Origin of the sequence: Citrobacter sp. Cf087 (assembly GCF_030334285.1) — a bacterium.
GTDB lineage: Bacteria > Pseudomonadota > Gammaproteobacteria > Enterobacterales > Enterobacteriaceae > Citrobacter > Citrobacter freundii.
The window spans coordinates 18,718-32,675 of record NZ_JAOWED010000020.1 but is presented as its reverse complement, the minus strand read 5'-3'; the positions used below and the strand labels follow the sequence as shown (position 1 = coordinate 32,675).

At 51.6% G+C, this 13,958-nt stretch carries 10 protein-coding genes; 2 read left to right on the top strand and 8 right to left on the bottom strand.

Going from position 1 to position 13,958, the window contains the following annotated elements:
• Positions 1-66: 66 nt before the first annotated feature.
• Both metF and katG read left to right on the top strand, forming a co-directional pair.
• Positions 67-954 carry a methylenetetrahydrofolate reductase gene (gene metF, locus OGV57_RS01420; protein WP_003028830.1) on the top strand — a complete coding sequence of 296 codons (888 nt, stop codon included), beginning with the start codon at positions 67-69 and terminating at the stop codon, positions 952-954.
• A 167-nt stretch (positions 955-1,121) separates the two neighbouring features.
• Positions 1,122-3,302, top strand: a complete 2,181-nt coding sequence (gene katG, locus OGV57_RS01415) for a catalase/peroxidase HPI (protein WP_048234198.1) — start codon at positions 1,122-1,124, stop codon at positions 3,300-3,302.
• A gap of 45 nt (positions 3,303-3,347) precedes the next feature.
• Here the strand turns inward: katG and nagE are convergent, their stop codons facing one another.
• The 8 genes from nagE to fsa all read right to left on the bottom strand — a co-directional run bounded on the left by nagE (position 3,348) and on the right by fsa (position 13,751).
• Positions 3,348-5,360 (bottom strand): N-acetylglucosamine-specific PTS transporter subunit IIBC, encoded by a 2,013-nt coding sequence (gene nagE, locus OGV57_RS01410; protein ID WP_048234197.1) that lies wholly within the window; start codon positions 5,358-5,360, stop codon positions 3,348-3,350.
• Positions 5,361-5,622: 262 nt separating this feature from the next.
• Complete coding sequence (nagA, locus tag OGV57_RS01405; protein ID WP_048234196.1) at positions 5,623-6,765, bottom strand: N-acetylglucosamine-6-phosphate deacetylase; 1,143 nt, start codon at positions 6,763-6,765, stop codon at positions 5,623-5,625.
• A gap of 16 nt (positions 6,766-6,781) precedes the next feature.
• The gene (gene nagB, locus OGV57_RS01400) at positions 6,782-7,519 is read right to left on the bottom strand and encodes a glucosamine-6-phosphate deaminase (protein WP_048234195.1); all 738 of its coding nucleotides are present in this window, start codon (positions 7,517-7,519) and stop codon (positions 6,782-6,784) included.
• A gap of 9 nt (positions 7,520-7,528) precedes the next feature.
• A complete protein-coding gene (locus OGV57_RS01395; RefSeq protein ID WP_048234194.1) occupies positions 7,529-8,443 on the bottom strand; it encodes a glycyl-radical enzyme activating protein in 915 nt (304 codons plus the stop codon).
• Positions 8,444-8,456: 13 nt separating this feature from the next.
• The gene (locus tag OGV57_RS01390; protein ID WP_048234193.1) at positions 8,457-10,880 is read right to left on the bottom strand and encodes a glycyl radical protein; all 2,424 of its coding nucleotides are present in this window, start codon (positions 10,878-10,880) and stop codon (positions 8,457-8,459) included.
• Positions 10,881-11,044: 164 nt separating this feature from the next.
• Complete coding sequence (locus OGV57_RS01385; RefSeq protein WP_048234192.1) at positions 11,045-11,791, bottom strand: DeoR/GlpR family DNA-binding transcription regulator; 747 nt, start codon at positions 11,789-11,791, stop codon at positions 11,045-11,047.
• A 181-nt stretch (positions 11,792-11,972) separates the two neighbouring features.
• Positions 11,973-13,076 carry a bifunctional L-1,2-propanediol dehydrogenase/glycerol dehydrogenase gene (gene gldA / locus OGV57_RS01380; RefSeq protein WP_016151281.1) on the bottom strand — a complete coding sequence of 368 codons (1,104 nt, stop codon included), beginning with the start codon at positions 13,074-13,076 and terminating at the stop codon, positions 11,973-11,975.
• Between the two features lie 12 nt (positions 13,077-13,088).
• Positions 13,089-13,751: a fructose-6-phosphate aldolase gene (fsa, locus tag OGV57_RS01375; protein WP_016151282.1), complete on the bottom strand. Its 663-nt coding sequence runs from the start codon at positions 13,749-13,751 to the stop codon at positions 13,089-13,091.
• Positions 13,752-13,958 lie beyond the last annotated feature (207 nt).

The window sequence follows — 13,958 nt, the reverse complement described above, 5'->3', positions numbered from 1 at the left end:
TAGACGTCTAAACGTATAGCAGTTCACAACACAACATATAACGACAAAAGATTGATGAGGTAAGGTATGAGCTTTTTTCACGCCAACCAGCGGGAAGCCCTGAATCAGAGCCTGGCAGAAGTTGCCGGTCAGATTAACGTTTCATTTGAGTTTTTCCCGCCGCGCACCAGTGAAATGGAGCAAACCCTGTGGAACTCCATCGATCGCCTGAGCAGCCTGAAGCCGAAGTTTGTTTCAGTCACTTACGGTGCAAACTCTGGTGAGCGCGACCGTACGCACAGCATTATTAAAGGCATTAAGGATCGCACTGGCCTTGAAGCGGCTCCGCACCTGACCTGTATTGATGCAACCCGCGATGAGCTGCGGACTATTGCTCAGGACTACTGGAACAACGGTATTCGTCATATTGTTGCCCTGCGCGGTGACCTGCCGCCGGGAAGCGGTAAACCGGATATGTATGCTTCTGACCTGGTGACGCTACTGAAAGACGTTGCAGACTTTGATATCTCCGTTGCGGCTTACCCGGAAGTGCACCCGGAAGCGAAGAGCGCTCAGGCCGATCTGCTGAACCTGAAGCGTAAGGTTGATGCCGGTGCGAACCGTGCGATTACCCAGTTCTTCTTCGATGTAGAAAGCTATCTGCGCTTTCGTGATCGCTGTGTGTCTGCGGGAATCGACGTGGAAATTATTCCGGGTATCCTGCCAGTCTCCAACTTTAAGCAGGCGAAAAAATTTGCCGACATGACCAACGTCCGCATTCCGGCGTGGATGTCGACCATGTTTGATGGTCTGGATGATGACGCGGAAACCCGCAAGCTGGTGGGCGCTAATATCGCTATGGACATGGTGAAGATTCTCAGCCGCGAAGGGGTGAAAGATTTTCACTTCTATACCCTTAATCGTGCCGAGATGAGCTACGCTATTTGTCACACACTGGGTGTAAGACCGAACTAAACAGATGCCCAGCCCTCTACGGAGGGCTTTTTGTTGATCATTTTGATCTACATCTCTGTAACGTAAAATATAAAAGGAATTAGCTATCGAATCTGTGGGTTATTTCGACTATATCTTATCTCTGGTGGTGTATATCGTAGTCAGAACACTGTAAAGGGAGCATATAGATGAGCATGTCCGACGATAGCCAAAACGCATCAACTGCCGGTAAGTGTCCTTTTCATCAGGGCGGTCACGACCAGAGCGCGGGAGCAGGAACGAACAACCGCGACTGGTGGCCAAATCAACTGCGCGTTGATCTTTTAAACCAACATTCCAACCGTTCTAACCCGCTGGGTGAGGACTTCGACTACCGCAAAGAGTTTAGCAAACTCGACTATTCTGCCCTGAAAGGGGATCTCAGAGCCCTTCTGTCCGAATCTCAACCGTGGTGGCCCGCTGACTGGGGAACCTATGCTGGATTGTTTATCCGCATGGCATGGCACGGTGCAGGGACCTATCGCTCCATCGATGGACGCGGTGGCGCGGGTCGCGGACAGCAGCGTTTTGCACCACTGAACTCCTGGCCGGACAACGTAAGCCTTGATAAAGCGCGTCGTCTGCTGTGGCCAATCAAGCAGAAATACGGCCAGAAAATTTCCTGGGCCGACCTGTTTATCCTCGCGGGTAACGTGGCGCTGGAAAACTCAGGCTTCCGCACCTTCGGCTTTGGTGCTGGTCGTGAAGATGTCTGGGAACCGGATCTCGACGTAAACTGGGGTGATGAAAAAGCCTGGCTGACTCACCGTCACCCGGAAGAATTGGCCAAAGCGCCGTTGGGCGCAACCGAAATGGGCCTTATCTATGTGAACCCGGAAGGGCCAGACCATAGCGGCGAACCGCTTTCTGCGGCAGCAGCTATTCGCGCGACCTTCGGTAATATGGGAATGAACGACGAAGAAACCGTAGCGCTGATTGGCGGCGGTCATACGTTGGGCAAAACCCACGGCGCTGCACCGGCTTCGCACGTAGGCGCCGATCCTGAATCCGCACCGATTGAAGCACAGGGCCTGGGCTGGGCCAGCAGCTACGGCAGCGGCGCGGGCGCGGATGCCATTACATCCGGTCTGGAAGTGGTCTGGACGCAGACGCCAACCCAGTGGAGCAACTATTTCTTCGAGAACCTGTTCAAATATGAGTGGGTGCAAACTCGCAGCCCGGCAGGCGCTATTCAGTTTGAAGCGGTTGACGCACCGGAGATTATCCCCGATCCGTTTGATCCGTCGAAAAAACGCAAGCCAACCATGCTGGTTACCGACCTGACGCTGCGTTTCGATCCTGAGTTCGAGAAAATCTCCCGCCGTTTCCTGAACGATCCACAGGCGTTCAACGAAGCGTTTGCCCGTGCGTGGTTTAAACTGACGCACCGTGATATGGGGCCGAAAGCGCGTTACATCGGGCCGGAAGTGCCAAAAGAAGATCTGATTTGGCAAGACCCGCTGCCGCATGCGTTCTTCAACCCAAGCGAAGAAGATATCCTGAAGCTGAAAGCGACCATTGCCGCTTCCGGGCTGTCCGTGGGCGAACTGGTATCGGTAGCGTGGGCGTCGGCATCGACTTTCCGCGGTGGGGATAAACGTGGCGGCGCTAACGGTGCGCGTCTGGCGCTGGATCCACAGCGAGGCTGGGATGTGAATGCCACCGCAGCACGCGTTCTGCCTGTGCTGGAAGGGATTTATAAGTCTGCCCATACCGCCTCGTTGGCCGATATTATCGTGCTGGCCGGGGTTGTTGGTATCGAGCAGGCGGCTAGCGCTGCGGGCGTCAGCATTAAGGTACCTTTTGCGCCGGGCCGCGTGGATGCGCGCCAGGATCAAACGGATATTGAGATGTTTGAACTGCTTGAGCCAATCGCCGATGGCTTCCGTAACTACCGCGCCCGTCCTGACGTATCGACCACCGAGTCGCTGCTGATCGATAAAGCACAGCAGCTGACGCTAACCGCACCGGAAATGACCGTGCTGGTGGGAGGTATGCGCGTACTGGGCACCAACTTTGATGGTAGCCAGCACGGTGTCTTTACCGATCGTCCAGGCGTACTCAGCACTGACTTCTTCGTCAATCTGCTGGATATGCGCCATGAGTGGAAGGCGGTTGATGAGTCACAAGAACTGTTTGAAGGTCGTGACCGTCTGAGCGGCGAAGTAAAATACACCGCAACCCGCGCCGATCTGGTATTTGGTTCTAACTCTGTACTGCGCGCAGTGGCTGAAGTTTATGCCTGCAGCGATGCCCACGAGAAGTTCGTGAGAGATTTCGTGGCCGCATGGGTGAAAGTGATGAACCTGGATCGTTTCGACCTGCTGTAAGTCAATAAATCAGCGACTGCCAAAGGCAGTCGCTGATTTTGTCATTTATCCCTTGATGATGTAGAGCGGGGTCTGTCCCGCAATGACGTTACCGTCTGGCATCCTGAATTCTATCTCCGTAAAATCTTCAATATTGCTGCATACCACCGGGCTTAACATTGAGCGGACGCTGGCATTCAGGAAATCGAGATCCATTTCCAGTATCGGTTGGCCTGCGACAACATCACTCCCTTCTTCTACCAGACGACAGAATCCCTGCCCGTTAAGCGCAACAGTATCTAGCCCCATATGGACGATGATCTCCGCGCCCGTGTTCGTTGTCAGGCAGAACGCATGGTTAGTGTTAAAGATTTTTACGATAGTGCCTGCTGCGGGTGAAACAACCGTGCTGCCTGTCGGGAGTATAGCAACACCATCCCCAACAGCTTTACTGGCGAAGGCTTCATCCGGCACGTGTTCCAGCATGACGACCTTACCGCTTACCGGAGCGACCAGTTCAGTGATGACGGCAGTATGCTTTGTCATCTGTGGTTTAACCGAAGTGGGAGCGGCGGCAACGGCTCTGGCTGCTTCTACATAGCCTATAGTTTTCATCGCGTTGGCGATTTTTTCTGCGACGAATCCGACGATGATTTGCACGCTGGTTTGGTTCAGACGGATAACCCCCGTAGCACCCAATCGTTTTGCCAGGGCGTCATTGACTAGTGAGGAATCGTTGACACTCAGCCGTAGGCGAGTGATACAGGCGTCAATGCCGGTCAGGTTTTCTGAGCCACCAATAGCCGCGATGTACTGACGCGCCAGTTCACTCACATTTTGATCTTTAGGGCTACTGATATTGGTGTCCTGACCATCGGCACAACTCCCGGCAACGGCCAGCTCGCGCCCAGGGGTGAGCAGATCAAATTTGATGATGGTGAAACGAAACATCAGATAGTAGATAACGAAAAATACCAGTCCCAAAGGTATGAGAAAATACCATTGCACGGCGAGCGGATTACGTGAAGAAAGCACCATGTCTACCAGGCCAGCGCTGAAGCCAAAACCGGCAATCCAGTGCAGGCTGGCCGCGACAAAAACGGCAATCCCTGATAGCAACGCGTGAATGACGTACAGCATCGGCGCGACAAACATGAAGGAAAATTCCAGCGGCTCAGTGATGCCTGTGAAAAATGAGGCGAACGCGCCAGCCATCATGATCCCCATGACTTTTGCTTTGTTCTCAGGACGTGCGCATTGATAAATCGCCAGCGCAGCGCCCGGCAGACCAAACATCATGATCGGAAAGAAACCCGCCTGATAACGCCCCGTGATGCCGACAATGCCTTTTCCCGTTTCAATTGATTGTGCGCCGCCGAGAAAATTGGGGATATCGTTAATCCCGGCAACATCAAACCAAAACACAGAATTTAGTGCATGGTGCAAGCCCACAGGAATCAGCAATCGATTAAAGAATGCGTAGATCCCCGCACCAACTGAACCGAGCTTTTGAATATGTTCGCCAAAACCCACCAGGCCGCTGAAAACGACAGGCCAGATAAACATCATGATAAAAGCGACAATAATCATCACGAAAGAGGTGATGATGGGGACGAGACGGCGTCCGCTGAAGAACGAAAGAGCTTTTGGCAGTTCGACGCTGCCAAAGCGGTTATACAGTTCAGCAGAGATGACGCCAACCATGATGCCAATAAACTGGTTTTTAATCTTAGCAAAGGCCGCTGGCACCTGCTCCAGTGGGATTTGCTGGATCATCGCCACGGCGGCGGGTGAACAGAGGGTCGTTAATACAAGAAAGCCGACAAACCCCGCCAGCGCCGCAGCACCATCTTTATCTTTTGACATTCCATACGCCACACCGACAGCAAACAGCACTCCCATATTGTCGATGATAGCGGAGCCAGATTGAATAAATAAGGCGGCCAGCGCGTTGGCACTTCCCCAACCCGTTGGATCGATCCAGTATCCGATACCCATTAAAATAGCGGCCGCTGGTAACGTTGCTACTGGCACCATTAATGCACGGCCCACTTTTTGCAAATAACCCAAAATATTCATGGCATTCCCTATAAGCAGATAGAAATCATCAGATCAGAAATATATATTCTGAATGGTTAATAATGTTTGCGATGGGAGGTAAATGTGGCGGGTGTATAGTTATTATTTTGTGCGTTATTTTTAAGTGAATATAAATGCGATTAATGTGGTTTGTATCTCATTTTATTAAAATAATAAATTAGCTTCCTTTATAAAATATAAATAAAATTTGGCGGTCGTTATTTAACAACCGCTGAATAGAAATAGGTAAATATAATACCAATTAATTAATTGACCAGGTGATTTCTCCTTTACAGAAAGTGGTATTGACCTGGTAATTATCTTCCAGTACGACAATATCGGCGTCGTATCCGCGCTGTAATTTCCCTTTACGATCGTCTATTCCGAGAAGGCGAGCGGGATTAATTGTGCAGGATTTTAACGCAGAGCTAAAGGGAACCATCGCCCTCTCGACCATATTATACAGGCCGCGATTCAATTGAAGTGTGCTCCCGACCAGTACGCCGTTTTCTCGCCGTGTGGCACCGTCTTCACCAAGAATCATCGGCTCTCCGCCAAACATGTAGCGGCCAGGTGCTTCACCTTTGGCTTTCATTGAGTCGCTGATCATAATGATATAGTCATCATTTTTGGCATGGAATAAATGTGCCGCTGAAACCAGGCTGACAAAAATACCATCGGCAATCAATTCGCCATACAGCCCATCCAGCTGCCAGGCGGCCCCCAATAAACCTGGCTCGCGGTTAACATATTTCGCCATCCCGTTGTAAACGTGGGTGACGCTGCTTGCGCCGTTGCCCGTGGCTTCCAGTGCCTGTTCAAAGGAAGCATCGGAATGCCCCATACTGACGATGATGTTCTTCTCTTTGCAGTAGCGGGTTAGAGTGTGGCCCGGGTCCATCTCCGGTGCCAGAGTGACAGCGATAATTTGCCCCTCTGCTGCCTGTTCGTAAGCGGCGAAATCGGTAAGGCTGGCCTGACGAATGGCCTTTTCGGGCTGTGCGCCACGATACAGAGGATTCAGGAAAGGCCCTTCAAGATGAATACCGAGGATCTCCGCGCCAGCCGATGGGTGGTGCATAACATGAGCAATATTGCGTAGTGCTGCAAGCAGAATTGGGTGATCGTCAGTGACCGTTGTTGGGCAAAAAGCTGTGACGCCTTCCTGCGGTAAATGCGAGAGCCAGCGGCGCAGGCCAGCGGCGTCATCTTCGTTTGTGTCGTAGTTCCATCCGCCATGTGCGTGCATATCAATAAAGCCAGGAACAATTCGACGCAGACCAAAATCATAATCGGCGTCGGCGATTAGTCCGACGTTAATATCAATAATTTTTCCGTTCGCAACGGTAATGTGCGCTGGAAAAAAACTCCCGTAAAGCCATACCCGTTCACTCTGAATAATCATACGCGCCTCCGGAAAATTAAATATGAAGCTGTGATGCCGCCTCGCGATCGCAAATTACCGTCACATTTGGGTGCATTAACAGAAACGACGCTGGAAATTGCGGGTCAATGCGGGTGCAGTCGTGAAGCTGTTTAATCACTGAGGATTTTGATTTGCCGTTAGCAATCAGGACTATCTCTTTGCTTCTCAGAATGGTTCCCATGCCGAGTGTAATCGCCTGCTGCGGCACGTCCTCCTGTCGTGCAAAGAATCGGGCGTTGGCTTCGATAGTATCCACGTTGAGATTAATGACATGACATACTGGGCTATGAGTAGCATGCGGCTCGTTAAAACCGATATGGCCGTCGTGACCGATGCCGAGGATGGTCATATCAAAGTCGCCGTGATCAACGATAGTTTGCTCATAGCGGGCGCATTCTGCGGTTAAATTGGCGGCCAGAACATCGGGAACAAAAGTATTTTCGGCGGGGATATTTGCGTACTGATAAAGGTGTTGTTGCAGGAAATAGTAATAACTTTGTGGGTCTGTGTTACGTAGCGGAATATATTCATCGATATTGAAGGCGAATGTTTTTGTAAAGTCAGCGTCACCATTTTTCGCCATGCGACTCATTTCTGCCAGCATGCCTACTGGCGTTCCACCCGTTGGAATAGCCATAACCAGGTCGGGTTTATTTATCAATGCCGCGGCAACGCGTTTTGCCGCCAGCATGCTCATTTCTGTATAGGTTTCGGTAATAATAAAATTAAGCATGTTCGTCCTTTAACCGCCAATGGTGGCCCTCAGGCCAATCTCTTCGGCATATTGTTTAATTTGTTCCGTCATCTCGTGTTGGCAAGCGGGAATGTCTTTTAATAAATAAGGAATGCCTAGTTTTTGATATTTACCGATGCCATAAATGTGATACTCGAGAATATCGACCTGCTGCACCGCGCTACCGAGTGTGCGGATAAAATCGAGGCGTTTACGGATATCGGCTGGATCATCATTACGTGTTGGTACGATCACCATGCGTGCCAGGATCGGCTTGCCCATTGCCGCGATCGCTTTGGCATTCTCCAGGATCAACCGGTTATCAACACCTGTACAACTGAGATGGGTTTCTGCATCAAAGACTTTAAAATCGTAGGAAACAAGATCGACGGCTTCAACCAGAGGGCGGAGTTTTTCCCAGCGAATATAACCGGCGGTATCCAGGCAGACATGTATCCCTTCCGCCTTCAACAGCAGGGCGGTTTCCCTGACAAACTCAGCCTGAAGCGCCGGCTCACCGCCGGAAAAGGTGACGCCGCCGTGGCTTTCATCGTAAAACGCTTTGTCGCGCAGCAGCAGGTCTGCCAGTTGGTGAGATGTCATCTCTTGGCCGACTTTCTCGTAGCCGTCATAGGGGCACATGTCGACGATATCCAGCAGATTGGTGCACTTTTTCCGGTCGATATTCACCCCGTTGCCGGGTTGTGCGAGGGTAATCGCGCTGTTTGCCGCCGCTTGTACGCAGGTCCCGCACTGGCGGCAGCGCTCTTTAAACCAGAAAACGTTGAAACCAGGCCTGATGGTTTCCGGATTCGCACACCACTGACAGCGTAAATTACACTGCTGCATAAAGACGGTGCTGCGTATTCCAGGGCCATCCTTGGTGGAATAATGCTGAATGCGGGAGATCAGGCCTGTTCTCATATTAACGTTCTCCTCACCATGCCAGTTCTGTACGGGCGATAATCGCGTCCTGCGCTTCCGGCATCAGCGTCGAAAACAAAGCGCAATAACCCGCCACGCGCACCATTAGGTTCGGATAATCTTCCGGGTGCGCTTTCGCTGCTCGCAGAATATTTGAATCGATGATGTTGAACTGGTTGTGGAAGATATTCTTCATCCGGCTGGCTTCCATGAAATGGGTAAATTTCTCCAGGTTATCGTCGCCTTCCAGTGCGCTCGGCGTGAATTTCATGTTCAGCAACTGGCCACCGGCGATTTTCTGGTTTGGCAGCTTCGCCACGGAGTTGATCACCGCCGTTGGCCCTTCTTTATCCGCGCCGAGGCACGGTGATGCACCTTCGTTTAATGGCAGAGTCGCCAGGCGACCATCTGGCGTTGCGCCAACGTCAAAGCCGTTCGGGACGTAGGAGGTGATGTTGGACGTGGACATGGTGTAACCGCAGCCTTTCGGTCCTTTGCCGTAGCGATCGGTTTTGTACTTCGGCAGCAGCTTCAGATAGGACTCGAACACGTCGGCGACAATGTAATCAACGTAGTCGATATCGTTGCCAAACTTCGGCGCGTTGCGGCATAGCTTGCGTACGCGTGCGCCTTCAATGCCTTCAAAGTTGCTGTCCATGGCATCACGCAGTTGCTTGAGTGTTAGCACCTGGTCATCAAAGACCAACTTCTTCACCGCAGCGAGGCTGTCACCAACTACCGAAGGCCCGATATTGGAGGAACTGACAAAGTCGTACTCTGCGCCGCCGTTTTTCAGCGTTTTACCGCGCTCCAGAGAGCAGTTAATGGTCGCGGAAGCGAAAGCGTCGGCATCGTGATGTTTCAGTGCACGATCGCACACCAGATCGCAGTCCACCGCCAGGTCGGAGTAGAACTCCAGCAACTGATTCCACGCAGCCCACACTTCATCATAAGACGCATAGTTAATTTCGCGGCCTTCTTTGCCGTTCACTTTTACCAGCTGCACGCCGGTCGCCGGGCAGCAGCCGTTGTTCATCACCAGTTCAAGAATTTTGCCGAAGTTAACGTAGGTCATACCGGTAGCGCGGTGGCCCCAACGGCCAGGAATAGCGGTTTCCACGCAGCCCATTGAGGCATATTCACGGGCGACCTCTTCCGTCAGACCAAGCGTCATCATTGCAGGGATCACCACTTCATCACAGAAAATGGACGGCATGCCAAAGCCCTTGCGGATCAGTTTTGCCGAATCCTGCATCAGTGAATGTGGGGTATCTTTAGAGAAACGTACGCTTAAGTTTGGTTCTGGCAGGCCGGTTAACGCCATCGCTTCCAGCGATAAATAAGAGAGATCGTTGGTGCCGTCAGTGCCGTCCGGCTTCATGCCTCCGACCATCAGGTTGGAATAAAGTGGGTAACCGCCGCTATACTGAGTGTGGCCCCACGGGCGTACTTTGTTGAGGCTGTTGGTCATGATGAAGAAGTGGGTCAGGATCTCCAGCGCCTTCTCTTTACTGATTTTTCCTGAGTGAATATCCGCTTCGTAGAACGACCAGACGTACTGGTCAAAACGGCCAAAGGAGAACGAGTGGCCGTTGCTTTCGATCATCATCAGTAAATGGGTTAGATAGACTGTTTCTACCGCTTCCCAAAAGCTCTGCGCTTTGCCTTCCATCAAGTGGGCGAACATATCGCTCATTGCCAGCAACTCGTCGCGACGTTTAGTATCGCTGGTTTTTGCCGCCTCTTCTTTGGCCAGCAAAGAGAAGCGTTTGCAGTAGTTCAGGGCGGCGTCCATGGTGATGATGACGGCCTGGTAGAAATCGGTCTGTTCTTCGGTCAGGTGTTGATCTTCTGCCAGATGTTGTTTGGCGATATCGCGCATGCCGCCGTAACCGACTTCGAGTACGAAATCATGGTTTGGAATGATGTGACCATCACCGGACATGCTGATACCACCACGGTGCAATACGCCCTGCTTTTCCGCCAGGCGGTTAATTTGCGGTAGGTTGGTTAATACTTCATCCTGATGGGTTTTACCCTGCCAGTAGTCTTGCAATACACGCAGACGTGCTTTGGTTTCTTCACATACCTGGAAGCTGTCGCCGGACCGCTTGTCAAATTCGTCGAGTTCATCAATCACCCAGTTGAAAGAGAACTCCGGAAATACTGGCGCAGCGAAGTTGGCGCTGGCCTGGTTGCCGACGATCAACATATCCGGCTCAATGTAAATGGTCATGTTTGCCAGAATGTCGGCCAGCGCCAACGCCCGGCGAATAACGATCGGTTTGCCTTCTGAACGTTTAAACGATTCGGTAATGATTTCTGCGCGTTCCGGGCATAACGTCGCGGTACGGTGGAACATCTGATCCTGCTTTTTCGCAATCCTGGCAAAATCGCAATCGTTGTTGGTGGGTTTAAAACTGAGTAATCCGTTCATAAAGACCTCAATGTGGGAAGGGGTTTTCGTATTCCACGCCTGAGGTGTTCGATTGTCAATCTGCTTATGATCTATTTTGTTCCTTTGATCACATAAAAATATAAAAAGAACATTTAAAGAGGACAGAAACGCACAGAAAGATGTGCGTTTAAGAGGGGGGGAACTCAGGAAGGGGTATCAGCTAACAGTAGCTGAACATGTCCGTTAAGTTGTGCGGTAAGGGTATCGGGTACACCGCTTTGACTGATGATGTAGTTAAAATCAGCAATACGACCATGCCCGGCAAGAAATGTCTGCCCAAACTTGCTTTTATCTGCCAGCAGAATTTTTTGTCGTCCGGCGCGTAGCAAAGCTTGTTTGACGTGAGCATCCGGCAGTTTGGGAACGGTGAGCTCGCCAGCTTCGTTGATGCCCTGGGTGCTGAGGAAGACCTTATCGGCATGAATATTATTGAAAAAATTAGACGTGCAGGATGAAATCATCCCCTGCGTATCATCTTCATATTCGCCAGGCGCAACAATCAGTTTTATCCCCCGCCTTCCTTTAAGCAGGTTAACCACTGGAATAGAGTTGGTGATCACCATGATTTTTTTATCAAACAGGAATTGTGCAAAGGCCAGCAGCGTGGTGCCGCAATCTATAATAATCGTGTCGCCGTCTTCGACCAGTTCGGCGGCTTTCTGGCCTATCAGATGCTTATCATCGACCATTTGCACGGATTTTAGCTGGAAGCTGGGCTCTACGCTGGCACCGCTGGTCAGGTAAGCGCCGCCGTAGGTTGTTTTGACAATCCCTTGTTTTTCAAAGAAGGAGAGGTCGCGGCGAATGGTCATCTTGGTGACGCCAAATTTTTCTGCGAGTTCGTTAACGACGACTTTCTTGTCCTGCTGCAGAATGGCGTAAATGCTCATTCTTCTGTCTGATGATTGCATAGTCACGCTTCGTTTGAAGGAAAAGCGCACTATAAAACACACATCTCATGCTGGCAACATGCGATGAAAAGAACATAAAAGAACATAAAAGAACATAGCGGCAGGAACAAAACTGCCGGATGGCAACGCTAAAACATCTTACTCATCCGGCAAACAGCTTTTATTCCCACTCTTGCAGGTAACGTTGACCGTACTGGTCAGCCACAAGCAGGGCGGCATACACCTGGTCCGGCGTTGCGCCGCCAGGCATGTTGTGGATGGTTTCGCCTTCGGCACAGGCTGCCTCAGCCACAATGCGCATTTTCGCCTGAATATCCTGTTTGATATCCAGTTGCGCCAGGGTAATCGGCAAGCCAACGGAATGGCACAGCGCGGCAACGGTTTCAATTTCATCGACCGGCGCGTTTTCCAGCACCAACTGCGTCAGCGTACCGAAAGCCACTTTCTCGCCGTGGTAATAATGATGTGCATCCGGGATTGCGGTCAGACCGTTATGAATGGCGTGAGCCGCTGCCAGACCACCGCTTTCAAAACCGACGCCACTCAGATAGGTGTTGGCTTCAATAATGCGCTCCAGTGCTGGTGTAACCACGTGCTGCTCTGCAGCCAGCATCGCTTTTTCACCTTCTTCGATCAGCGTATTAAAGCACAGCTCTGCCAGCGCCAGCGCCGCCTGAGTACACTGACCGCCCGCCATTGTGGTTGCGCCGCTGCGTGAACAGGCACGCGCTTCGAACCAGGTCGCCAGCGCATCGCCAATACCCGCAGCTAACAGACGCGCCGGTGCGCCCGCGACAATTTTGGTATCAACAATGACCCTGTCCGGGTTATTGGGCAGCAGCAGATAGCGATCGAATTCACCGGCATCGGTGTAAATGACGGACAGCGCGCTGCACGGCGCATCGGTAGAGGCGATGGTTGGCGCAATGGCGACAGGCACGCCCATAAAGTGCGCCAGCGCTTTGGCGGTATCCAGCGTTTTACCGCCACCAATACCAAGTACTGCCGCACACTGCGCTTTTTCCGCTACGACGCGCAGACGGTCGATTTCGTTTTGTGAACATTCGCCGCCAAACGGTGCAATTTCCAGCGCCAGTCCGGCATCCTGGAAGCTTTTTTCCAGTGCCCCCTGGGCAAAGCCTAAGACAAACTTGTCTCCAACGACCAGCCAGCGCTCTGCCAGTGGTTTGAGGTAGCTGCCAAGACGGGTAATAACATCGGCACCCTGGATGTACTTACCAGGTGATTGAATAATGCGATCCATACTTTATTTCCCTCACAGGTTGATGTGACCAAATGCGTTGTTCCAGTCCTGCTCAAACTTCTCTATTGCTGACTCTACCGCAGGGGTATTGAGCATTTGTTGCGCTACGTCTAATGGCAGGGTGATTGCTTCACATCCTGCCAGCAAGCAATCCAGCGCCTGACGTGGAGTTTTAAAGCTGGCCGCCAGTACCATGCTGTTCGGTGCATGCAGTTCCAGCAATGTTTGCAGTTCCTGTACTGTGCGAATCCCGTCGCCGCCCTGCGCGTCGATACGGTTAACGTAAGGCGCGATATATTTCGCTCCTGCCAGCGCAGCCAGTAGCCCCTGAGAAGCACTGTAAACGGCGGTTCCCAGCGTGGTGATACCCTCTTTTTTCAGCATCTTGATCGCGGCCAGACCTTCGGATGTCACCGGGATTTTCACTACCAGACCGGGCACCGCATTGCTCAGGCGTTTAGCTTCTTCCACCATGCCCTGCGCATCCCGGCTCATGGTCTGGGCAAACAGAATGCCCTCTTTGCCAATGGCGTTCTGCAGGCGTGGCAGCACATCCCAGATGGATTCTTTGCTTGCTGCCACAATGCTTGGGTTGGTGGTGACGCCCGCGATAGGGAAGATGCGGGCCAGACGTTCGACTTCCGCGACGTTGGCGGTATCAAGATAAAGTTCCATACAAAAACACCCTCTACGTTTTCCGTTAGCTGCCCGTTGCCGGGTTGCTTTGCTATGCACAGGATAAGAGTGTTTCGTCACGCGGTGCTATCTGACAAATCTGTCAAAAGCTGGATAAATGTAATATGTCTATAAAAGTGAGAGATACCTCACATGTAAGTGATATGTGATGGTATATGTTTTTTGATAATACAAAAATCCAGTAAA

Excerpts from the sequence above, each read along its gene's own strand:
- metF (WP_003028830.1), top strand. The coding sequence starts at position 67 with ATGAGCTTTTTTCACGCCAACCAGCGGGAAGCCCTGAATCAGAGCCTG.
- katG (WP_048234198.1), top strand. The coding sequence starts at position 1,122 with ATGAGCATGTCCGACGATAGCCAAAACGCATCAACTGCCGGTAAGTGT.
- nagE (WP_048234197.1), bottom strand. The coding sequence starts at position 5,360 with ATGAATATTTTGGGTTATTTGCAAAAAGTGGGCCGTGCATTAATGGTG.
- nagA (WP_048234196.1), bottom strand. The coding sequence starts at position 6,765 with ATGATTATTCAGAGTGAACGGGTATGGCTTTACGGGAGTTTTTTTCCA.
- nagB (WP_048234195.1), bottom strand. The coding sequence starts at position 7,519 with ATGCTTAATTTTATTATTACCGAAACCTATACAGAAATGAGCATGCTG.
- OGV57_RS01395 (WP_048234194.1), bottom strand. The coding sequence starts at position 8,443 with ATGAGAACAGGCCTGATCTCCCGCATTCAGCATTATTCCACCAAGGAT.
- OGV57_RS01390 (WP_048234193.1), bottom strand. The coding sequence starts at position 10,880 with ATGAACGGATTACTCAGTTTTAAACCCACCAACAACGATTGCGATTTT.
- OGV57_RS01385 (WP_048234192.1), bottom strand. The coding sequence starts at position 11,791 with ATGAGCATTTACGCCATTCTGCAGCAGGACAAGAAAGTCGTCGTTAAC.
- gldA (WP_016151281.1), bottom strand. The coding sequence starts at position 13,076 with ATGGATCGCATTATTCAATCACCTGGTAAGTACATCCAGGGTGCCGAT.
- fsa (WP_016151282.1), bottom strand. The coding sequence starts at position 13,751 with ATGGAACTTTATCTTGATACCGCCAACGTCGCGGAAGTCGAACGTCTG.